Genomic DNA, 23,590 nt, shown 5'->3' on the forward strand with positions numbered 1-23,590 from the left:
GCGCGAGGACGTCAATACCGTCTTCGTAGAGCTGATCGATGAACAGGAAGAGGTTATGGAACTCCTCGCGGATCGTCTGCAGGCCGACCTGCGGGTCCATTGCCAGCAGAGACCACAGGGACTCAATTTGCTGATCGAGGTGGTCGCGCATGCCAGTCGCCGCATCGGCAGTGGTATCGCCCTCAGTTGCGGCCTGGCTCAGCCCGTCTCGCAACGACTGTTCGCTGCTGCGGAGACCGCTGTGCTTCAACGCCAACAGCACCGCGCGCAGTCCGTCCCGATCCTCGGGTACGAAGTGGCGGAGCCCCAGGGACGGCGTCGGAATCGACGGCGCCATGTGTACCGAGACGTCAGCCGTCCGCGGCCCATAGACCAGGTACCGGTGCCGGCCATCGGTTCGGACCTCACCGATGATCAGCGTCCGCGGTCCTCCGGGCCGCGTCTGACGGACGATGCTGTCGTTGTCGAGCACCATGAGGTTGACGTCCAACGCGATGCTGATCACCTGCTCGACCAGGTCACGTGGGAGTTTCCGGCGCAAGTTGGGCGCGAGCAGCGCCTCGCCGATCAGGTCGACGGCGCTGAGCGAATCCGTCTCGACGATGGTGGTCAGCAGCCTGGCCAGGTCAGGGTCGGTGACCCGCGCGTGCTGTCGGATGTCGCGGCGGAACATGTCGGATCGAGCGCGGATCGTCGCGGTGAGCAGGTCGCGGGCGGCCTCGGGGTTCGCGACCACCTCGAGTGGGGTTGCGGCGATACGGGCCAGATGGACCGCTGTGGCATCGTCGAGCATGCCGACATACCACGCGCCGGCATCCTCATGACGAAGACCGCTGTAGGCGGTCTTCCGTTGGGCCATGTCACGAGCCGTGTGCCTCATCAGCGTGGCCACGTCGGTCACGCCCGGTGGCAACGGGCGATCCTGCCGGCGGGCGCTCTCCAGTATCACGCTTACCAGTTCGTCACCGGGCGCCGACGGGGGCAGCTCGGTCCGCGACCACCTATCGGCTGCCTGCCGAACCCACCACGGTCGCGGCGGACGCAGCCGGTAGGCCGTTGTCGTCGCGGCCAGCATGGCGATATTGCGGGTATGGGAACCCGGGAAGACCTTGAACAGAGCGGCCGACGGCTGGAAATCCTCGGCGGGCGGGCGCAGCCGAAGCAGGCCCGACGCCGTGGTGTGCACACGCCAGCCGAGAGCCTCGAGAGCCCGCGGCGCGACAGATCCCATTCCGGCCGCGATGATCAGCGCGCTGGCTTCGGTCCGTGACAGGGTGTCGAATCCGTCGACGTTCATCTCGACCGCCGGACTCGGCACCGTGATCGATACCGCACCGCGCAGCTCGTCCGGCAGCAACAGCGGAAGGGTCCTGACGAGTGCGGTCCAGCCGTCCCCGAAACCGATGGTAATCGTCCGCCGTTCGGGGCTGGACGCGTCGGCGGCGAAGCTGACATCCGAGACGCCGCGCAGGGTCTCCCGCAACTGTTCGGCCAGGTGTGCGCTCATCGGGACGGTCACCAGCGCGCCCGTCGGCGGAGGCTGCACGACGTCCGGCTCAGCGCTACGTCCGGCCAGCCTCATGGCATTGACGATGCTTCGGACTTCAGTGAGGCCCGGCTCGAGCTCGTCACCCACCCGCGTGTCCAACGCAGTCGTCAAGCTTTCCGAAGAGGCGCCGAACAGGAGTCCGCGGGCGAGGCCGACGGCCTCCGCCGCGTCGATGGGAGTCTGGACCGTGGCCAGTCTTCGCCCAACCGTCCGGAGCAACACGTCGGTCCCCCTGATGTGGAACGGTGCGATGCCGAGGTCCGACAGCCGATTCGCCCACGCCCCGAACGCGTCGGCGATCTCGGCCGGACTCCGGCCTGCGCTTCCCGCGGGTACCGACTCGATGAACGTGACTATCGCACCGGGTTGGATCCTGGCGAACGGTCCCTGCATGGCCTTGACGCGGACAATGGTCTCGACGTAGGCGGCGGGACGCAGCCCAGCCTGTCGCGCGAACCCGACGAGATCCACCAGCACGGCGCTGTCGTCGACAGCGAGGCGGACCAGATCGCTCATCCACCGCCGCGGCGCGACCGCCTCTGAGTTGATCAGATCCTTCGCCGCCGCCACCGCCGACACCCGATTCGTCCCAGAATTGAGGGCATCCCGGACGTCGTCGCGACGCAGCTCGGATCTCAGCTCCCCATGGTGGACCCGAAGCTCGACGGCCAAGCCGAAGAGTCTCGCCGCTTCGCGGATGCCAGCCTGATCGGCCACGTCGCCGAGGTCGTACGGCACCCGTTCGGTCAGCACGCTGTGTCCTATGAGCAGATGCTCGCTGACGCCCAGGTGGGCCGCAATTCGTCTGATGTCGGCAAAATGCCAACCGCCGGTCGGCTCCCGGCCTTGCAGATCCCTGCGCAGCACATCGACCGTACTGGACCAGATCGTCAGATCGTCTCTCCGCGCCCGTAGCACGTCGAGGTCCGCCAGGGTTATGCCCAATCCGCTGGCGAGCCATTGATCAGCGACCTCCCTGAGGCCGGACTGCTGCGGTATCCGAACCGTCATGCCGAGGTCGGCGAGGAACATGAGACGACCGTGGAAGCCGACATCGGCGAGGGGCAACGCGCGCAGATATGCCGCGATCGTCTCGCTCCGCTGCTCAACGTCCGTGATTTCCGTGCCCAGGTCGGGCGCGACCTGCAGGAGCAGACGCTCGTGGGCCCTCAGGTCCAACCGGTCCGCGACCGCACTGATGTATCGGATCTGGTCGCGAGACATGTCGTGTTCAACGGCATGGCGCAGGAACGCGGCGTACGGATAGCCGTCGAACGTGCGGAGGATCTCCTGCGATTCGGTGTCGTGCACCTGAAGTTTGCGCAGCCATACGTGCGCCAGTACCAGATCGGCCGCGGCCATCGACTGACCGGCCATCGTTCCGGTGTCACCACCACTCTGCACCAGCGCGGTTTGCGCGTGCTGGTCCCAGTCCGCCGTGACCGGGCCCTGCTCGGCACGCTCAAGCGCCGACACCGCCTCCGACAACTCGACCGCGATCTCGCCTGTTTTTCCGGCCAGCCAGTTCAGATGGACCGTGTCCGAGCTGGCTTCGATACTGAGCGCCATGGTCGCCACGCGGAGCCCGGAGCCGAACACCGTGACCGTGTCCATTCGGGGCGCGACACCGTCGAGTTGGTGCAGCCGCCCGAGGTCGCGGCGCACCGGGTCCCACGGCAGGTCGGGCCCGCCACTGGCGCCCGACGGCCGCTGGGCCTGCTCGTCGGCGGTGTGAATCGCCGTTTGAACGAGTTCGAGGACTTCGGCGGCCGCGACGGCGGGGTGCTTCTCGATCGTGTCGGCGATCCGTTTGACGGCGTGGATGTGCTGATTGAACACGTCGAGCGGCCTACTGCCGATCTTCCACCGGATAAACAGCTCGTGCTCGGCCACGTACTCGGTGATCACGTCTGCCAGCGACCTGGCCCGGTTGCGGTGAGCGACGAACCTCCGCCTCGCGCCGTCGTCGAACGGCGCCGCGACGATGCGGTGGATCTGGGCAAGCGAGTAGCCGACCCGGCCCGGCCCGCGAGCGAACAGCCGCAACTGCCGGGCGGCGGCCTCGTCGGTTTCGACGCCGAGGAACGACCGGATCGCCTTCACCATCTGGTCGGCGTCGACCCGCGACGATGCGGGCGCGGCGACGTTGCGGCGGAACATCTCCTGGAAGACGCTCATCTCGCTCGGCGTCACCCCGAGCCCGGCGGCCACCGCCGCGACGAAGTCGACGTCGTCGGGTAGACCCAGCAGGTACGCCGTACGCCTCGAACGCGCGACGGACGGTAGGTCGTGCGCGAGGGCCTCGGTTGGTGTCCGCAGGGCCGGCACCAGCCGGGCCAGTGTCGGCGTCACGTCGCCCGGCCGCACAGCGCCCAGCAGATCCATGAGGAGCCAGCCCACGTCGTCCCGTGGTGTCGAAGTCAGCAGTTCGTGGACGCCGAAGCCGAGAGCCACGCTGGCCCGCAACCACATGCGGGGCTCCTCGACACCGGCGTTGGCGAGCGTGTCCAGAACGTCACTGGCGAACTGCCTGGCGATTGCACCAGGGGCCGGCGTCGCCCCGTCGTACCCGGGACGCGGATCGAGAAGAGCGGCGAACATCGGCTCGCCGGCCAAATAAACGAGGTCAGCGGTCAGGACGTTCAGCTCTTGCGCGACGATCTGCAGGTCGCGGGTGCCGGAGAGGCCGAGTCGCTGGGCCGCGACGGACGGTGCTGTCGTCTCCTGCCGCTCTAGATTCTGCAGGGACCGCTCGACCAGGTCCGTGGGCGCCAGATTCAGCAGGGTCGGCGAAACGTGGCGCCTGGCCAGGCGGCCCAGCGTCGCCCGGAATGCCTCCCGGTCCCTCGGGGTGGGCGGGGCGATCCGGGCGGTCAGCTCGACCACGGCCGACAGGTCCGCGTCGGTCCGGACCCCCGCGTCGGCCAGCCGAGCGCGCAGTCCGGCCACGGCGTCGCCGTCGAGGTCGGGCAGCAGATCGCCGACCGCGCGGACGATCGTGTCCGGGCGCAGGGCGAGGTCACGGGTCAGCGCGTACAACGGCTCCAGGTGTGCCCGGCCGAGCTGCTCGACCTGCCCGTCGATCTGCGTCATGAGGTCGGCGGGCAGCAGTTCGAGCACGTCGGCCAGGGCCACGAACTGCTCGGCGCCGGGCAGATCGAGAACGAGGACGAAGGCGATCTGTTCGGCCGCGTCCTGCGGAACCTGCCACTCTTCCTCGAGCCACCGCTGGGCCGACGTCCCCCGCACCAAGTACTCCACCGCGTGGCTGCGAATGCCCGCCGCCGTCAGGTGGACCCGAAGTTGGTCATATTCGAGCAGGTAGGTGAGCAGGGTGTTGCGCAGCTGGCGGGTCGCCGCGTCGATCGGGGCGCGCAGGTGGGCCAGGAGAGCCTCGACAGTGGTGTCGGTCGCGCTGAGGGCGTCCAGCTCGGCGGAGCGCGTGTCGGCCCAGCGGAGGAAGCGCCGCTGGGCATCCGCCATCGCATTCCTGGCACCGCTGGTCGACTCCGGCACGAGCCATTCGAGGTTGGGCCCGGGGGCCTCGGTGAAGGCCGTCATGACGATCGGGTCGGCGCCGGGCAGACCGGACTGGGTCGTCGCCGAAGACGTCGACGTCCCGGTGGCCACCGCGCCGGTCCCGGCGGTCGGAGTGTCGTCGGCTTCGCCGAGGTCGTCCTGGTTGACCAGGTCCTCGACAGTGGCCAGCACGTACCGGACCGCGCTGACCGGCTCGCTCCAGGTCTCGAGGCCGCGCAGCCGCGACCGGGTCTGTCCGGTGACCCGGAAAAAGACGACCCGGTTGACCAGCAGGTTGGGCGTGCCGTCTGGGCTGTTGTGCAACCCCGGCATGCGTTCTCCGAGGTGGCCGGACGGGCTACGGTCGGTGGTCGACTGGAGCGGGTCGCCACCGGTCATCGTCACGTTCAGCGGGTTGTACCCCAGGGTGCTGATGTTGCCCGGTGCGTTCTTGTACTCCTCGCCGATCTGGTCGCGGCTGAGCCAGCGGTTGGAGCCGCCGGAGACGTTGCCGAGCAGGTTCTGAGTTGCGCCCTGGCTCTGCGTGTACGCCGCCGCACGGGTCTCGAAGCGCTCGAGCACGGCCTTCCCGTCGTGCCCGATGACGTATGGCTGGTCGTCGCCCTCGACCTGGTCGGTGGAGAGCGCCCACCGGGTTGCCGCGATCGGCTCGACCAGGACGGTGCCGGAGTACTCGAAGGGATTCTTGGCACTACCAATGGTGAACTCGCGTTCCGCCCCTTCGGTCGAACCGAGCAGCCGGTGCGCGTTGATCTCACCGGTCGCGCCGGCGAAGTACTCCTGGATGTCCTCCGCCCCGTCGCTGTCGGCGGCGATCGTCGGCAGCACTTGTTTGGTGACAGTGGCGAGGACATCCTGAGCGTTGAAAAAGCTCATCCGGTCGGACTGCGGTGGGGAGGTGTAGGGCATCAGGTCCGGGACCGCGTCCCGCAGGACGGACTCGTCGATGTCGGCCCGGGCCTCGTGATACCAGTCCGGCGCTTGCGCCCGAATCGGGGCCTTCGTGGTGTCCTGTTCCGCCACCCTCACGTGGACGTCACCGTCGACCCAGGTGAAAGGGTTGGCGGACACACCCGTGAGCGTCCGACGAATGGTCGGGCCGATCCAGTTGACCAGGTCTTTCGACGGGTAGAAGACCACCCGGACGGCCAGTTGGACGGGCACCGGGATGTCGACGTGCGTGGCGGAGTTCCGGGTGGTGCGCCGATCGCCCGAACTCTTGTTCTCGCCCTTCGCCTGGTTCCGACCCGAGATCCCACGGACGGAGGCGTTGACCACCTCCCAGCGGACGTCCTCGCTCTGGCTCGGGGCCAGTACGGTTCCCCCGGAGGCGCCTCCCTGTGCCCAACTGCGGGCGCTCTCCCGGCCCTCGCCCTGCCCGAGCACCGCGTGTGTCTCCGTGCCGGCGTCGCCCTCCTGCGGTATCCGGCCGAAGAGCTTGCGGGTCTGTTCGACGGTCTCGAATCCGGGAGTCGGCCTGGCGTACAGCTCCACCCGGCCGCTGATCGTGCCGCCATCCTTGGTGGCGGTGAAGGTGGCTGAGAGCAGCCTCGTGTGGGTGCTGCCGACACCGGCGGAGAAGTACCGGCTCATCGCCGAATTGATCACGTGGGGTTTGACGATGTCGGCCAGGTAGGTCCAGACCACCCCCGCGTACGTGCGGGAGCCCGGCCGGGTGATACCCGGGACCTGCGCCTCGGCCGAGCGCAGGCCGGCGTCGAACAACGCCCGGTGTTCGGTCGGCACCGCCTCGGTGAGACCGGCGGCTGCGCGGATCGAAGGATCCCCTTCCCCCATCTCCACGTCGGCGCCCACCGGCTCGACGCCGGCCGAGTTCGACGTCAGCCACGCCCCCAGCCGAGGAATGAACGAGCGGCCGACGACGGCCGGTGGTTCGACCCGGCCGCGCTCCTTGAACCCTGTCACGACGGACTCGCCGAGGCCGCGGCGTTCGACGATCCGGCGCGGTGCGAAGCGCACCGTGGGATCATCGACGGGGTATCGGTGGGCGAGACGCATCACGGTGTCCCGCTCGGCCTGCTCAGCTGCCGCCTCGAGCCGGGCCTCCAGGCTTGCCGGGAGACCCTCGATCACCGGGCCGTCCCCGCCGATCGCGCGCATCGCCTGCCACAGGTCGGTGAGCTCGTCGAAGGTGAGGTACGCCTCGATCGCGTCCGGGACGTCCACTGCCGCCTCGGCCGAGCTGGACAGGTTCGCCGCCAGCTCGACGAGCGTGGTGGCCAGATTGTGGAAGCCGCCGTCCATCCGGCCGACAAAGGTCAGCGGGACCGACACCGCGTAGTACGGCCCCTCGTACGTCATGGTCCGTCCGTCCGACGCGTCCTGGTTGTGTGACCGGGTACGCGACCAGCCAGCCGTCCCGCGACCGCCGTACGTCGTATTGAAGATCGTGTCGTCGCTGGGGAGGAAGACGAGCTGCCAGCCGCCGTCGGCCTGGACCATCCCCCGCACGGCGCGGGATTGCGCGTGTCCCTCGTGGACGTCCCCAGTGAACTCGAAATACCCGGCCGGTTCGGGTGCGCCGGGGCGGGCCGGTACGAACCGCGGCGTGCCGACGTACGCCTGCAGTTGCATGGCGCCGTGCGACTGAGAGGCGGCGCCCGTCTCGATCTGGTTCTCCGTCACGTACGCCTGGCCGAGCCCGCCCTTGTTCACCAGCAGCGCTGCCGGTTTGAGGAAGGCCCGCCGGGCATCAGCCGAGCGGGAGCCGTGGGCGGCCGGGCTGGGCGCCGTCACCGTGCTCCAGATCCGGGACTTGGGCCGACCGAAGACGTCGATGGCGAGGCGCTGGAAGAGATCGTTGAGCGCCGGCGAGCCGGCCACCCCGACTGCCGCGGTGAACGAGCCGAAGAACTGGTCGGCCCGCCGGCTCAGGCCGGCCCGGTCGCTGTCGGTGACCTCGCGGATGACGTGGGGCGGCGGAGGTGGGGCGATCTCGCCGTGCCGGACGACAAGCTCCGGCACCCAGGCGCGGGCGGTGAGGTCGGGCTGGTTGGCCCGGACGCCGTCCGGATTGCGCTCGGAGGTCCAGAACGGTTCGTCGCTGTCCTCCCGGTACATCCGCGCCGTCAGCGACCGCTTGACCCGGAAGGCGTGGTTGACGCCGGCCGGCGACTCGATGATCGTCTGACTGTCGAACGATGCGCCGCGCTCACCGGTCCGTTGGTGGCCGCCCTCGCCGTGCACCGGACCGAAGCTGGCGATCACCGCGGGAAGCGACGAGTCGTGGGCGCCGATGGTGACGTCCACCCCGCCCCGAAGCCCGACCGACCCCCTTACGATTCCCGTGCTGGTCAGGCTGACCTGACCCTCCGATCCGGCGAAGATCTTCCCGGTCCGGCTGGCACCCTCGTGCGTGGCCGGTAGGCCGTCGAGCGTCGCCGTCGTCCACCGTACGGTGATCCGGTCGACAGTTCCGGTCCTCGGGCTGCTCCGTTCGAAGCTCGCCCAGATGCCATAGCCATCGAGCTCCGCCCAGTTGGTCTCCCGGTACCCTTTCTCGCTGACGCGCAGGAACTCGCGGAAGTTCTTCAGTTGCTGTTTGGTGGCGTTCGCGCCCATCGCGACGAACCCCTCGGCCACCAGTTGGTCCAGGACCTGCCGGTCGATGGCCGGGTTGTTCACGAGCAGGTTGGACATCTCGGTGTGGCCGATGCTGCCGGTCCCGCCGTGCTCGACAGCGGCCGGCGGATGCAGCCGGTCGTCCGCCGCGCCGAGGTGCAGCGGGATACGCCGCACCCGGGCGCCTTCCCCGTCCTGGGCGTGGCCGGTCCAGACGACCGGAGCGCTGTCGCTCAGATCCATGAGGTGGGCGGTGATCTCGATATCGGCTTCCTGAACCTGGTTCGGATACATCACCCCCTGCTCGTCGGTGCCGCTCTCCCAGCCCTTCAGCACGGCGGACGAGCCGCCGGCCGCCATCGAGTGGGTCGCACCGGTTGCCCCGCTGAGTCGGAACAACGGGGTGGCGAAGTTGTAGGCGCCGTACGTCGACGTCCTCGGCAGGCTGGACGGCACCAGGTTCGCGCCCCCGTTGAAGCCGATGTCGACACCGTTGCGCAGCTCCGCCGTACCGGACAGCCCGGACCCGTCGGTGCGGTAGGCCTCCATCCGGGCTTTGGGCGCGACGGTCAACGTGTGCCGCGGCACCGGGCGAATCCACAGCCGCAGGTGCCCGACGGGCTCGCCGTTCCGATCGGTCAGGAGCTCGGACAGCAGGCCGGAGGCGCGGTGGGCCTCGTGGGCGCCCCTGATGGTGGACTGGTCCAGCAGATCGAGCAGGGCTCGCTGCCCGTCCGGGTCGAGCTGGTCCAGGACGGGTATGCGGCGGCGCAACTCGCGTTCGACGGCACCCGGATTGTGCAGGCCGTCCAAAAGGACCAGCCGGTCCTGGGCGAGCGCGTCCCGCTGCTCGACGGCCGTCCCGGGAAGACTCTCGATCGGTCCCCGAGGCCGGGCGATGTGCTCCGGGATCCAGATCTCCACCGGCTCCGCAGTGGTGAGCGGATAGCTGGTGCGTACGCCGGTGTCGTCGTCGAGCGTGTTGCCGGCTGGTGCGACCCGCACCGTCCACGTTGCGTCGTAGGGGTGCGGGTAGTGCGGTTCGCGTAGCCGGAGCATGAACGACTGGGTGCTGCGGTCGGCGACCGACATGGTCCGGGTCGACTGGTTCCACGTCACTGTGGTGTTTCCACCCCCGGCCAGGGCACGGGCCGCGCCCAGAGCCGCCGCCAGGGATGAGAAACGCTTACCAAGGCCGCCCAGAGTGCCGAGCGACGGGGCGAAGTCCCGGTTGTTGCGCGCCGTGTACCGAGAGGTCGCGCCGACGGAACGCTCCTCTCGGCTCTGCCCCTCCAACTCGCTGATCTCGCGCCCGGCCGGCTCGTTCAAGGGCCGCTTCAGCTCCACTCTGAGAGTGACTCGGACCGCGCTCGGACCGTCGCCGATGACGTACGCCTGGCCGTCGGGCGTAGCCGTGGTGGCTAGCCGCCTCAGTGCGTCCTGACCGGCGTGGGTACGTACCTCCTGCTCGATCGCGGCCCGCTGCGTGGCCGAGACGCCCGGGTGTTCGGCCCAGTAGTTCTTGAGGGTGTTGACGGCCAGTCGTTCGACCCGGTCGGCGGTGCCCTGCGTCACCACGATCCGACTGTTCACCGGAACGATGACGCGGGGGTCGCTGAGGTCGGTCAGGTCGGCCTGCCGGTTGCGCCGTTCCTCCCACTCCCCGACTGTCGTCCGCTGCGCGTGGGAGAGGTCGCGAGCGCTGGCAACCCGGGGTTGCGCCTCGGCGGCCGTTGCGGCGTGCCGGCGCTCGTCGACGGTCAGGTCCCGGATGCGGGTGTCCAGGTCGGCCCGCCGGTCCGCCAGGACCCGTAGCCGACCCTCGGCGATCTCGATCCGGCTACGGGTCATCTCCGCACGGGCGTCGGCCGCACCCCGCTCCGCCGCGTGTCGATCCGCCTCCCGCTGCTGCCGGACCCGGGTGTTCTCCAGCCGTCGGGCCTCGATGCCGAGGTTGTCGAGGGTGTGCTCGGCGGACGTCACGGCGCTTTCGGCGTCGGTCAAGGCGCGACGGTCGGCGGTGGCGGCTTCGAAGGCCGCCCGGGCCGTCGTGACGGCCGCGCGGAGATCCGGCAGGCGGGCCTGAAGGTCCTCGGTGGCCCCGGCGGTGGCCAGGATCCGTTCCTGGACGTCCGCGACCTGCTGCCGGGCGTCGTTCGCGCTCGCTGTCGCCTCGTTCAGCGCCTGCTCGAGACCGGGCAGCTCGGCGGCCCATCCACGCCGTACCTCGGTGAGCCGACCCAGCCGGGCGTCGAGATCCGCCCGCTGACCATGCTGGTGGGCCAGTTCGGCAGCCACGGCGGCGTGCCGCGCCTGCGCCTGCGCGAGTTCGCCGTAGACGGTGGACAGATCTGTCGTCCGCTCGTCGAGGTCGGCACGCGCCTCGACGAGCCGGTCGTACACCTGGGCGGACGACAGGGACAGCTCGCTGTCCCGCCCCTGCGGGGTGACGGGGGCCAGTTCCCCGGACAGGCCGCCCGTGTCCACCGCCGCGACGATGTGAGCTTCCAGTGGGGACGTCCGCGGCCGCGGCAACCGATCGTCCCGGACGAGGGTCGCCAGCGTCGACGCGACCACCGACCGGTCGTCCGCCGGTCGGTTCAGCGGCGTGAGCAGCGTGCTCCGGGTCGCGTTGTCGGGCCAGGCCCGTTCGATGTCGTCGACGCCGACACGCAGGTCGGACAGCAGCCGGAAGAGCCGGCCGGGATATTCCACACCCCAGCGGCGCGCGGCGGCGGCCCAGTCCGCGGTGAGGTCGCCGGTGCTCAGGCGGTGACCGGCCAACCAGATCCAGCTCACGCCGAGTTGGTCCGCGGCTGCTCTCAGGGCGTCTCGGGACGGTCCGTCCAGTCCGCCCAGGTGGACGAGATCGTCCTCCAGGTCGGTAAGGGTGAACCAGGGCTGTTCGGCCAGGCTCTCGGCGAGCGCCAGCGGGATGCCCAGGGACTCCGCCAGCCAGTGCGCCAGTTCGGTACGCACGGTGATCAGATCGCCGACGTCCTCGAGGCTCAGGCCACGGTCGGACAGGAAGGCGAGCGCCGTCGACGACTCGGCCAGGCCGGGAGCGACGTCGTCCAGGTCGCTCAACCGTTCCCTGATCGCACCGACGAGGTCGTCGAGGCTGCCCCGGTGGGCGGCCATTACCTGCCGCACCGGCGCCAACTGGGTGGGTGAGACCGCGAGTGCGGCGGCAAGTCTCTCCGCCGGGACACGGTCGGGAGATCCCCAGCCGGCGAGGATCAGATCGGCCACCGCGGCGACCGCGGCCGGCTCACTCAGTCGGTTCGCCAGCGCGGACGGCATCTGGTCCGCGAGCTCGTCCAGCAGCGTGTGCCAGGCGGCCAGGTCGTTCGGGATCGGCCGGGCGGCGGCCCTTTCGAGCAGGTGCAGCAGGACCGGCAGCGGATACCTGCGGTCCTCGCCATGGGCCAGCCGGATCAGGGTGGCCAACGCGTCGTCCGTGTCCATCGGCAGGACGTCCACCGCGAAGTCCACCAGCGCGGCGTGCAGCGACTGCGGAGACGGACGCTCGGCCCGGACGTGTTCGAGGACCGGCGCCAACCAGTCGAAGTAGTCCTTCGGCACGGTGGTCAACGCGCGGACGGCGTCGCTCAGCGCGTCACCCGGAGTCCGCACCGTGTAGACCTGGACCGGCGGAAGCGTCGCGACCACCGGGGCGGCGGCCACCGCCGGCACAGGCGTCTCGGCAACCGGCGGCGCAGGCGTCGCGACCGCCGGGGCGAGCACCGGCGGCGCGGCGTCCACGGAGGGCGCTGTGTCCACCGGCGCGGGCAGCGCAATCAGATCCTCGGGTGCGCTGACCCGGCCGTTCCGGTCGATCAGCAAAATTCTGGTCCCATCGCCGCCCAGGTACGCGGTGCGTAGCCGGTCGACGGCGGGTACGTACCGCTGCGGCACGTCGGCCTCGGCCGTCGCCGGGTCGTACCACCACAGGCCGTCCGCGTCCGAGGCGATCAACGCGCTCTCCCGTGGCCAGCCTGGTGCCGGCACGTACGAGACCAGCGCGGTGGCACCCTGATGACCGGTCAACGCGAGCAGCGTCCGGGCCGGGTCGGCGGCCACCGGCTCGCCGCCCACCAACTCGTGCAGGGTCTGTTCGGTCACCGGCATCGGCGAGGACGTCAGCGTGGTGGCGTCGAAGCCGGCCGGTACGCCGTACCGGGCCAGGTAGGCGGCGGCGAGTTGGGCCGCAGCCGGTGCCCGCCCCGGCAGTCGGACACCGAGCCAGCCGAGATCGGCGAGAAAGCCCCTCAGGCGGGCGGAAGAGGGTGGAAGAGCTCCGGTGGCTAGCGCTGTCGCGTCCCGGATCGCCGCCCGGGCCGCCACGTGCCGCCACGGCAACGCGCGAACCGACACGGCACCCGCGATCGGCGTCTCCCGGCCCGAGGCGTCGACCGGCACGAACCGGCCCTGCTGGAGATACTCCTCGCTCGGACTGATCCGTCCGGCCGGCAGTTGGATCTGGGTGCCCAGCCGGTCGGCGACATGTTCGGCGTCGGCCGGCTCGATCGCGGCGGCGCCGGCACCGACGAGATCCCAGGGCACCACCACCAGGCGGTCCCGCCACGCCTGACCGGTGAGGAAGGCGGGCGCCACGCTCGTCGCGGCGTCCGCCTCGGCCAGGACCATGAGTTGGGCGTCGGCCGGCGCGACGGCCTCCTCCACGGCCCGCAGCGGCCCCGGGTTCGCCTGCTGCGTCAGGGTGCCGGTGACCACCAGCGCCTTCGGCCCGGAGAAGTACATCCGGATCTCTCTACAGCCGTCGAAGGCCATGGTCCCACCCTCACCACTACGCCGAAAAACTGCTCATGTTCTTCGACGGCTGGGCGTTGCCGCCTGTTCATCCGGAGTCCCGGCGAGGGTCGGACGCAACCGACGGTCGCCGGGGGCCTGGGCACCCTCACCGCGCCGCCCCGCCGCCCGAGGCCCGGCGGGGTCAGGTCGTCGACGTCGCCGAGCGCGACCAGGCCGACCACAGGGCGGTGTAGGCGCCGCCGCGGGCGACGAGGTCGTCGTGCGTACCGAACTCGACGATGGTTCCGGCCTCCACCAGGGCGATGCGGTCGCACGCACGGGCCTGGGTCAGCCGGTGCGCGATCACCACTGCCGTGCGGCCCTCGATCAGCGCCGCGGCGGCCCGGTCCAGCTCACCGGCACCCGCGCTGCCGGCCTCGGCGGTCGCCTCGTCGAGCACGACGACGGGCGGGTCGCGCAGGAGCAGCCGGGCCAGCGCGAGCTGCTGCGCCCGTGCGGGTGGCATCGGAGCGGCTGCCCTGTCCAGCAGGTCGCGCGACGCCCAGTCGCCCGCACCGACCGCCGTCAGAGCGCTGAGGAGGCGTTCGTCGTCGGCGTCCGGCACGGCGTAGGTGAGGTTGTCGCGTAGGGTGCCCGTGAAGACGTGGGTCTCCTGCGACACGAGGCCGATCCAGTCGCGCAGCACGGCGGGGTCCAGGTCGGCGACCTCAACGGCGGCGTCCGGGCCGGTCAGTGTGATCCGGCCGGCGTTCGCGCGGAAGGTGCCGGCGATCAGGTTCGCCAGGGTCGTCTTGCCGGCGCCGCTGCCGCCGACCAGCGCCAGCGAGGTGCCCGCCGGTACGTCGAGGTCGATGCCGGTCAGGACGTCGGGTTCGCCGCCGTACGCGTGGCGCAGCCCGCGCACGGCGACCGCTACCGTTCCCGGCGCGCCGGGGCGGTCCTGCCGGCCCGCGGCGGGCGGCGGCACCAGCAGAACCCCGGCGGTACGCGCCATCGACGCCTGGGCGCGTTGCACGGCGTCGAAGGAGAGGAGCAGGGTGCCCAGCGGCGTGAACAGGCGGTGGAACAGCAGAGCGGCTGCCGTCACCGCACCGACGGTGACGAGATCGGCCCGGACCAGCCAGTATCCGGTCAGCAGGACGGCGGACAGCCCGATCGCCTCGGCCGCGTTCATGCTCTTGCTGAACCACAGGTAGCTGCGCGCCGCGCGCAGGGACGCGGCCAGGCTGTCCCCCGACGCCGTCGCCAGCCGTCGGGTCTGTAGCGAAGCCATCCGATACGCGGACACGGTGTCCCGGCCGTGCAGCGACTCCAGCAGCACCCGTCCGCGCTCGGCGGCGAGCGAGCGCTCCTGTGCCCAGAGGCGGGCCGCCCGCGGCAGGTAGGCGCGCAGGCTGAGGGCGTAGATCGGGAAGACCACCACGAAGGCGAGTGCCAGCCGCCAGTCCAGGGTCAGGAAGCCCGCGGTGGACAGCACGACGGTGACCAGCGCGCGCAGCACCTCGGCCACCAACGGGACCGAGGTGACGAGATTCTCCAGGTCCTCGGTGACCCGCGACGCGACCTCGCCGCGGCCGGCGTTCTCGAGTACGGCCGGCGGCAGTTCAAGGGTGCGGTGGACCGCTCGGGCGCGCAGGTCCGCCGCGACGTGCGCGCCGAGGCGTTCGGTGGCGCGTAGTGCCAGCGCTGTGGCGGCGGCACCGGCCAGGCCCACCGCGCAGAGTCCGGCGGCCATAGCGGTCGTGTGCGCCGCGTCGCCGGCACGGACCGCGTCGACCAGCCAGCCCAGCAGGAGCGGAGCGGCTACGGTGCCGGCGGCGCTCAGCGTGGTCCAGAGCACTGCGGCGACGACCGCCGCTCGGTGGGAGCGCAGGACCGTGGCGAGCAGGGTCAGGCTCTGCCGGCCGGTGGCGATCGGCAGCGCGGTCATCGCAGGACCGCCGCGGCGTAGGCGGCGTCGGTGACGAGCCGGTCGTGGGTGGACACCTGCGCGGCCTCCGCGCCGGGCAGAAAGGCGACGCGGTCGCACCGGGCAAGCAACGCGGGGGACGTGGTCACGATGACGGTACTGCCGCGGCCGTCGCGTCGCAGGGCAGCCAGTCCCGCGCCGACCCGATCTTCGGTGACGGCGTCGACAGCGGTGAGCGGGTCACGCAGGATCAGCAGCGACGGCTGGGCTGCCAGGGCACGGGCGAGCGCCACCCGCTGGCGTTGCCCACCGGAGAGGTTGACGCCGCCGTCGAGCAGCGCCGCGGTCAGGTCGGTGGCCTGTACCGCGCCGAGGGCACGACGCAGGGCGGCCGGATCGGCGTCGCGGCCGGTGTCGAGGGCCTCGCCCACGGTACGGCCGAACAGGTGCACCAGGTGCGGCTCCACCAGCACGTCCGGGTGTGTCGCCGCGAGGGAGTCGATCAAAGCGTCGGCGGAGTCGGGGGCGGTGGCGACGACTCCGAGCAGTTCGCCCTCCCGTACGGTGAGATCGCAGTCGGCGTCCGTGTCCGCCGGGTCGCCGCGGCTCGGCGGCGCCGCGTCGAGCAGGGCGGCGATGCGGACGGCGCTGGCCCGGGAGATCGCCAGCTGTTTGATGCCGGCGGCGATCCGGTCGACCGGCTCGCCGGCGAACGCGACCATGGCCACGACGGTGACGAAGCCGCCGACGCCGATGCGTCCGGAGAGTGTCATGGCGGCCGCGACGGCGGTGGTGCCGACGAGCACGAGGCCGCTGACCATCGCGCCGACGCCTTCGGCGGCCGCAGCTGCCGTCGCGCTGCGCAGCGCCGTGTCGCGGGAGGTCAGGTTCACCGTACGGTAGCGGCGGACCGCCTCGGAGACGCCACCGAAACCGCGCAGCGGTCGCAGCGCCTGGACCAGTTCGGCGGCGAGGGCGGCGGCCGACCCGGCGGTGTGCTGCCGGTCGGCGATCCTCCACTCGAGCAGCGGGCTGATCCGGCTGACGGCCAGCCCGAGCGCGGGCGCCCCCACGGCGATGCCGAGGCCGAGCCAGGGATCGATCGACAGCAGCACGGCCACGGTGACGAGCAGACCGGCTACTCCCGAGACCAGCAGCACGGCCGCCCGCAGCACCTCGGCGGTGGCTTTCGCGTCGGAGACCAGGACCGTCGACAGGTCCCCGGGAAGCCGGTCCGCGCCGGCGCCATCGGCCAGGATGCGGCCGGCAGCGCGGACGCACAGATCGTGGGCTTCCCGCGTGGTGGCGGAGGTCAGCCGCCAGTAGTTGACGCCACCGCCAGTGGCCAGCACGGCGAACAGAACCAGCACTCCCCCGACAGCCAGGACGATCGACATCGGCGGACCACCGTTGACGGCATGGTCGATGGCCAGCCCGATGGCCAGTGGGATCAGTGCCTCGCAGATCTGGTGCCCGGCCGAGGCGGCACAGGCGAGCGCGAGCGAACGCGCCCTGCGGCGCAGAACGCCCGTGAGAACGGGATGCATGACTCCGGACGCTAGGAGTCGCCCTCGACCGCTCCCAGCCCTTCGGCAGATGCCGAATCCTCGAACGTCGCCAGGAGCATGTCACCCTCCGGCCGGCGCGTGTAGAAGACCTGCCGCCCGAACCTCGTCCGGCTGACGGCACCGGCCTGTCGCAGGACGGTCAGGTGCTCGGAGACCGTGCCGGACGACAGGCCGAGAGATGCAGCCAGGCTGGTGGTGGTTGTCGGGTCGGTCAGGGCGCGCAGCACGGTGGCCCGCCCGGACCCGATCAACCGGGCGAGCCGGTCGCGCTCGCGATCGGTTGGCGCCGGATGCTCGGACAGCGCCGCCGCCCCCCGCGCCTGATAGGACACCATCAGGATCTCGGGGTGATCGGTCGAGCAGGTCATCCTGTTCTGCAGGAGAAGCACGGGCACGAGCACCAGACGGCGCCCACGCGCATCGAGCACCGACTCGTGCTGCCTCGACAGCGACAGCACGGGGCGCTCCCACTGCGCCGGTCCGCTCAGGCCGCTGAGCAGAGCCTCGGGGCCGGCCACGGCGAGCGTGCGGGCACGCAGAAGCACCTCTTCGTCGAGTGCGGCCCGCATGGCCGGCCAGTGCGCGGCGGTCGTGAGCTCCCAGAACGCGGCGAGGGCATCGCCGAGCCGACCGAAGGCGCGATCCGGGTCGTCAAGATAGGGCGCGAGAAAGGCCGGCAGCTCCTGCGGATAGTGCTTCGCGAACTGCTCCCGCACGACGGCGTGCGGCGTACGGCGCAGGTCGTCGAGCTGCTCAGGGAGAGTCTGGGTGGCCGCCGATGGCACCGGCGTGAACACGTCCGGGGTCGGCCGGTTGTGACTCTCGCCGTACAACTGCCCGTAGACCCTCAGCGGAGCCGTCTCGGGGACCGTCCGCAGCACCTCGCGGGCCCGTTCCACCCAGGCCGTGTACGGCCACGGCGCGGCCCGGCTGGCCCGCTCGCGATGCACCATGTCCAAGCCGCCGACCAGCTCATTGATCGGGCTGACGGCGATCCGGGTGCGGTCGATCGAGGAGTCGTCGAACCGGATTCGGATCACGCCGGGAGCTTAGTACCGCGAGGGGAAGTGGGCGGACTGGGTGCGGTCGGATCCGGTGGCCGAGGTAACCCGGCCCGCTCGCGCCGCCCACCCCCGCCCGGGTCACATGGTGGAGAGGCGGGCGTGGCGTAGCAGTGCCTCCACCGCCTGGTCGACGTCGTGCTCGTCGGTGGCCCAGTCCGACACCGAGATGCGCATAAGGGTCACTATGGTGTTCCCCTTGAGAACACTCCCCGTCTCGGTCTGGACCGAAGCGTCCTGAAGAGCAGGCACGCCAAGTTGGCGACGCCGGGCGGGTTTGCCGCCCATTCGCGTTTGGGGCACAGGTCGGGTTGCCTATTTAAGGTGCTGGCCTGTGGAGCATCCGATGAGGACCTGAACCTGCGACACACGGTTTAGGAAACCGATGCTCTATCCCCTGAGCTACGGGGGCGCGAGGGCCCAGTCTAGCGACCTGCGGGTCGACCCGCGTTGGCAGGGAGTGACCCCCGTTGACCTGCGTTGACCCGGCGAGCCGGCCGGACCGACGATTACACGCGGATCACACCAGACGGGTCACGACCATGATCGTTGACCTCGACTGACCTGAAGTGGCACGGATTGACCCGGGGTGACCTCCGCTGGAGACCACACACCGACCGCATCACCAAGATCAATAGCGCGGAGCCCGGCGGGCCTGCATCTCGACCTCATGGCTCATCATCTGCCATCGACAGCTCGCTCACCGGGCAGACGCGGGTACGAGCGGGGCGCTGAAGCGCGGGTCCAGGAATTCGTCGCGGACCCAACCGTCGCCGGGCCCGCAGCCACCGTTCGAACGGACGACCTTTGAACATCGACGGGCGGTGGCACCACGGCATCGCACGTACACGTGGTGGCGGCCCGCCCAGTTCCACAGGCCGGTCTGGCTGGTCGCCGAGCGTGACGGTGACGGCATTACTGACGGCCGACTGGCTCGGAAGTGAGAGCTCGACCTAGGAAACAACAAGAATAGGTGGCGAGGCGAGGGTTACCGGGACTTGCTGATCAAGTGCCTCGGGCAGTTGTCCCGGACATCGTCGCGTACGACGGACAGGTCTGCTCGCTCGGCTGCTTCCGCAACCTTGCGGTGCTGTTGACGGATCCCGCCGCCGTCGGTCTGCCTGATGAGCGGCCACGAAGGCACCTCTCGGAGCACGGCCACGGCCGTCGCAGCTCGAGGCCCATTTTCTGCAGCTTGCGCAGCCAGCCAATCTGCCTTCCAGGCGCACGCCGCCCAAGCAGCGTAGGCCCCTCGGACGGCAGTCACCTGTATCACCGCCGGCTCACTTCCGAGCCCAGCGGCGAATTCGTCAATGTCAGAGGCAAACGAGTAGCCCGGCGGTACCGGCACCCCTGTCGGACGCAACCCCTGCACGACCTCGCGGAAGTCAACGCCATTGGTCCGCAGATACTCGCTCGCATCGGTCTCCGTGTACCCCGGGCGGCCAAACTCACCGGTGCGCGCAGGGGTGGCGCCACCGAAGGCCGTGGCAGGGATGACCGGAAGGGCCGCGAGCACCCCCGCCGTAGCGGCGGCTATCCACAACCAGCGCCGTGCCGTCCCGCGCCGAATTCGATCCGTGAATCTCGCCTCGATGTTCCGCCCTGTCACGTACCCTCCTCAGCCGCCGCTGACCGATTCCACACTCTCGCCAGAAATGCCCGACGTTACCCCTTCTGAGACTGGCTAACCGCGGCAGCTACAAAAAGATAGCCATGGATATCTACGGCTGACGCCGCAGACCCGCCCGCTAGCTCGATCGTCGGTTGGTTGACGTCGTTGAGACGCCACCCACCCCGACCTCGCCTCAGCGAGGCATCGCCGAGTACACGGCGACCAGAGATGACCGGCAGGAGATCAATGCGGGAATCGTCACGCTCAACTTGCCCCGTCGACCTCCCACCTATGAGTGGGTCATCAGCGACATCGACCGCTTCTACCGCTGCGGGCCAGGTCCCGGCGACCGGCCCGGTTTGAAGGCGCAGTAGCAGCTCTTCCTCGCCGTGGCTCCACACGAGCCGGGCCACGCGCTCCACCCGCAGGTCGGCAGGTGGACGACTCTTATTTCACCTAGTATCGTTAAGTCCATGTCGGATGGACCTGCACGCATCACCGGGCCACTCCTGGCTGTCCTCAACGCCCTGCTCGACGCAGACGACAACGAGCTGCACGGGTGGGCGATCATGAAGGCGACCGGGAAGGGCGGCCCCACCGTCTACAAGATCCTCGAACGGCTCAACGAGTCGAAGTGGGTCACCTCGCGGTGGGAGGACGACGCCGAGCCGGGCAAGCCCCGCCGTCGGTACTACAAGCTCACCCCACACGGCGTGAGCAGCGCCCGCGCGCTGATCGCCACCCGGCAGCCGAAGCCCGCACCGACGGTGCGCACCCGGCTCGCCTTCGGCTGGTGCCAGGCGTGAACCACTGGGAGATCATTGCCAGCTTCGTCTTCGGGCTGGCCGTCAACGAGATGACCGACCTGTCGCCGTGGGCGGCACGTCGTCTGGTCCGCTGGGCGGCCTACCGCTGGGCCACCGATCCGCAGATCGCGGCCGGGTACGCCGAGGAGTGGACCGCGCTCATCGGCGAACGGCCCGGCAAGCTGTTCAAGCTGCTGACCGCGATCCAATTCAGTGTTGGCGCGGCGGGGCGAGCAGCACCGAGGATCCTGAAGTCCGCCATGAACCGCGCCACACGCACTCAGCCGGCCGGGTACAGGCCGCCCAATTTGGGCGCGGCCCTGATGCTCATTCTGGCGATTACCCTGCTGGGTGTCATCAGTTTTGGCCTGGGCTTCTACGTGCTATTCAGCATCTCTCCACTGGTAGGGATCGTCGCGTCGACGGTCGTTCTTGGGGGGAGCGGGCTTGCCTTCCTTCGTTGGCACCGGAGGTCCCACAGCGCGCTGCCGGGCAAGAAGTAGGCCCTCGCCGCCCTGGTGTCTTCGAGGCGGGCCGCGTCACGCCGGCCGCCGAACAGGGTGTCGTGTCGCACGCGGCGAGCTGCGGGTGCGTGCGCTCAGCTATCTGACCGGTACCGCCATCAGCACTCGACCTATTGCCCGTAGCCCTGAGCACCGTACGGCAACGGCAACGTCGGTCGGGGCGACTCCCCCCATGGTCGCCCCGACCGACCTGCAGATGCGTCATGGCTGCGCTGATGCCCGACTGCATCGGGGAGAGTCAGAAGCAGTCCGCAGCTCAGCGTGAGTCGATACCGGCTGGTGCGAGACTGCGTGACGGCGGACCAGTCACTCCTCTTGATGGGGTTCATTCGTCTGCCGTCAGCCAGCGCGCGAGGTTGTCCGCCGCCCGAGTCGACGCAAGATGGTAAGAATGTGTTCTTTCTCGGCGGAGGTGGTGTGGGGGTCGTTGAATCGGTCCCGCACGGCGATCAGCAGTACCTCCATCGCCGCCGCCGCTGGCACCTCTGGCGGCGGTGTCTTGGAGGTCAGCGGGGTGAGGGCACGCAGGGCAGCACCGAGCGGGAGGCCCAAGGCGGCGCAAAACGCCCGCACCTTGGGTAGCTTCGGATGGTCCAGCCAGTCCCCAGAGAGCCACCGGAAGATGGTGGAACGCCCGACGCCGCTGCGTTCCGCCACTTGCGTGATCGACCAGTCATGCTCGTCACGGGCGGCGTCGACCGCGTGGCGCACGAAGTGAGCGAACGCGTCCTGCACTGCCCGTTCGGTGTCACCCATCCCCTGGCGGTCGCCGTTTCCGTCGTTGGTACCCAACTGACTTCTCCCACCTCATGCTGCCGCCTGCATCGCAGAGGCACGAGTGTGCGTGCGGCCACAGCGAGTGTTCTACGTGGCGACGGCTTGGCGCGGCGATGGGCCGCTACGGCTGGTGCGGAAGTCTGGGCACGTCACCTAGTAGTGCTTTGTTAGGTCGGCGTGTCGTGGGGTCATCGGGGCGGTCTGAGTAGTTCGATGTTGCGGTGACTCCTGACGAGCTTTTGGTTGTGCGGCAACGGCTTGAGGCGTTCGCCGTGGATGTGTTCACCCCTTTGGTGCGCTCGGATCAGCGGGCCAAGGGTGAGACGTATCTGCGAGGGCTGTTGCTGGACGGGCGGCGTAAGTCGATGCAGCCGATGGCGGATCGGCTTGGGGTGGATCATCAGGGGCTGCAACAGTTCGTGACGACCTCGACGTGGGACACCGAGGCGGTGCGGATGCGGTTGGCCCGTCGGGCGGTCGAGGTGGTCGCTCCGGTGGTGTGGGTGGTCGACGACACCGGTTTCCCGAAAGACGGCAAGGGCTCGCCGGGCGTGGCCAGGCAGTACTCCGGCACGTTGGGCAAGGTCGCGAACTGCCAGATCGGGGTGAGTGTCCACGCCGTCACTGACGCCGCGTCGTGTCCGCTGGATTGGCGGTTGTTCTTGCCGACGTCGTGGGACGACCAGGCTGTTGACGAGGCTGACCGCCCTGAGGTGATCGCTCGCCGGTCCCGGTGCGGGATACCTGCCGATGAGCATCACCGGCCGAAGTGGTCGATGGTCGTGGAGATGCTCGATGAGCTGGCCGAGCAAAATTTACGCCCGCCGTTGCTGGCAGCCGACGCCGGCTACGGCGATAACAGCCAGTTCCGCGGCGCTTTGGACGAGCGGTCCGTCGACTACATCATGCAGGTCAAAGGCGATGCCCTCGCCCACACATCAGACGTGCAGCCGGTGACGCGGGTGTGGTCCGGGCGGGGTCGCCCACCGACGCGCACCGACCCGCGCTACTCGAAGACTGCGGTCAGCCTGGTCGAGCACATTCGCGCCGCTGGACGAGCGGCCACGGAAACGATCACCTGGCGGGAAGGCTCGAAAGGCACGATGAGCTCCCAGTTCATCTTCCTACGAGTCCGCCCGCCCGGACACCGCGTCGCCCGTGACCCCAACGGGCTCCTGCCGCAGCGGTGGCTGATCGCCCAGTGGCCCGACGACCAGGCCGAACCGGTGAAGTACTGGCTGTCCAGCCTCCCTGCCACCACCAGCCACACCGACCTGATCCGCTACGGCAAGATCCGCTGGCGCATCGAACATGACTACCGCGAACTCAAGACCGGCCTCGGCCTGGACCACTTCGAAGGCCGCTCCTGGATCGGCTGGCACCGCCACGTCACCCTGGCCACCGCCGCGCACCTGTTCATCACCGAACTGCGCCTCGACCCAAAAGCGGATGCGCCGGCCTGACCCTTTATGCGGTCATCCGCGAGCTGCAACGACTCCTCGCGACCTGGACCGGCGCCTGCCTCACCTGCCACCAACCCGTGAAACCCTTACACCGCAACAAACGCCACAGAACCTAACAAAGCACTACTAGCAGTGGAACGGGCTCGTCGGGTGCGGGAGGCGCGAACGAGCCATCTTGGACGGCATCGCCGCTGAGGGACACCCCGACCTCCTCGATCAGTGGACGGTTGTTTGATGTTGTGCATGCAAGCTGGCTTGGTTGGAGCGCGCCACCCTCGACGGTCGACGCGAAACGCTTGGCCTCGCGATCGCCCCGTCGAGGTGGCGCGCCCGCCACCGGTTGGCTAGCTGGGTGGGCTCGTCCTCACGGGCCGCACCTAGGGACGCCGTCGTCGTGGGCGCCGCGGCCAGGGCCGCGGA

At 69.9% G+C, this 23,590-nt stretch carries 8 protein-coding genes (1 of these 8 cut by a window edge); 3 read left to right on the forward strand and 5 right to left on the reverse strand.

The genetic code is table 11. The features are described 5' to 3' along the window. The 4 genes from O7617_RS00185 to O7617_RS00200 all read right to left on the reverse strand — a co-directional run. Positions 1-13,465 carry the beginning of a hypothetical protein gene (locus O7617_RS00185; protein ID WP_282260680.1) on the reverse strand. Its footprint begins 21,920 nt before the window's first position, so only the first 13,465 of its 35,385 coding nucleotides appear in the window; it begins with the start codon at positions 13,463-13,465; its stop codon lies off the left edge, out of view. Positions 13,466-13,628: 163 nt separating this feature from the next. Beyond that, complete coding sequence (locus tag O7617_RS00190; RefSeq protein ID WP_282260682.1) at positions 13,629-15,377, reverse strand: ABC transporter ATP-binding protein; 1,749 nt, start codon at positions 15,375-15,377, stop codon at positions 13,629-13,631. Further along, entirely contained in the window at positions 15,374-16,903 is a 1,530-nt protein-coding gene (locus O7617_RS00195; protein ID WP_282260684.1) for an ABC transporter ATP-binding protein, read from the reverse strand. Before O7617_RS00195 ends, O7617_RS00190 begins: the two co-directional genes overlap by 4 nt. A gap of 11 nt (positions 16,904-16,914) precedes the next feature. Next, positions 16,915-17,964: a helix-turn-helix domain-containing protein gene (locus O7617_RS00200; RefSeq protein WP_282260685.1), complete on the reverse strand. Its 1,050-nt coding sequence runs from the start codon at positions 17,962-17,964 to the stop codon at positions 16,915-16,917. A gap of 2,109 nt (positions 17,965-20,073) precedes the next feature. Here O7617_RS00200 and O7617_RS00205 point away from each other — a divergent pair. Further along, positions 20,074-20,406 carry a helix-turn-helix transcriptional regulator gene (locus tag O7617_RS00205; RefSeq protein WP_282260686.1) on the forward strand — a complete coding sequence of 111 codons (333 nt, stop codon included), beginning with the start codon at positions 20,074-20,076 and terminating at the stop codon, positions 20,404-20,406. Then, positions 20,403-20,909, forward strand: a complete 507-nt coding sequence (locus O7617_RS00210; RefSeq protein WP_282260687.1) for a hypothetical protein — start codon at positions 20,403-20,405, stop codon at positions 20,907-20,909. Before O7617_RS00205 ends, O7617_RS00210 begins: the two co-directional genes overlap by 4 nt. A gap of 360 nt (positions 20,910-21,269) precedes the next feature. Here the strand turns inward: O7617_RS00210 and O7617_RS00215 are convergent, their stop codons facing one another. Then, positions 21,270-21,722 carry a helix-turn-helix transcriptional regulator gene (locus tag O7617_RS00215; RefSeq protein ID WP_282260689.1) on the reverse strand — a complete coding sequence of 151 codons (453 nt, stop codon included), beginning with the start codon at positions 21,720-21,722 and terminating at the stop codon, positions 21,270-21,272. A gap of 206 nt (positions 21,723-21,928) precedes the next feature. On the opposite strand from O7617_RS00215, the gene O7617_RS00220 reads away from it, so the two are divergent. Continuing rightward, positions 21,929-23,170, forward strand: coding sequence for an IS701 family transposase (locus O7617_RS00220; RefSeq protein WP_282260691.1), 1,242 nt, complete (start codon positions 21,929-21,931; stop codon positions 23,168-23,170). Positions 23,171-23,590 lie beyond the last annotated feature (420 nt).

Source organism: Micromonospora sp. WMMD1155 (assembly GCF_029581275.1).
In the GTDB taxonomy this organism is placed as follows: domain Bacteria; phylum Actinomycetota; class Actinomycetes; order Mycobacteriales; family Micromonosporaceae; genus Micromonospora.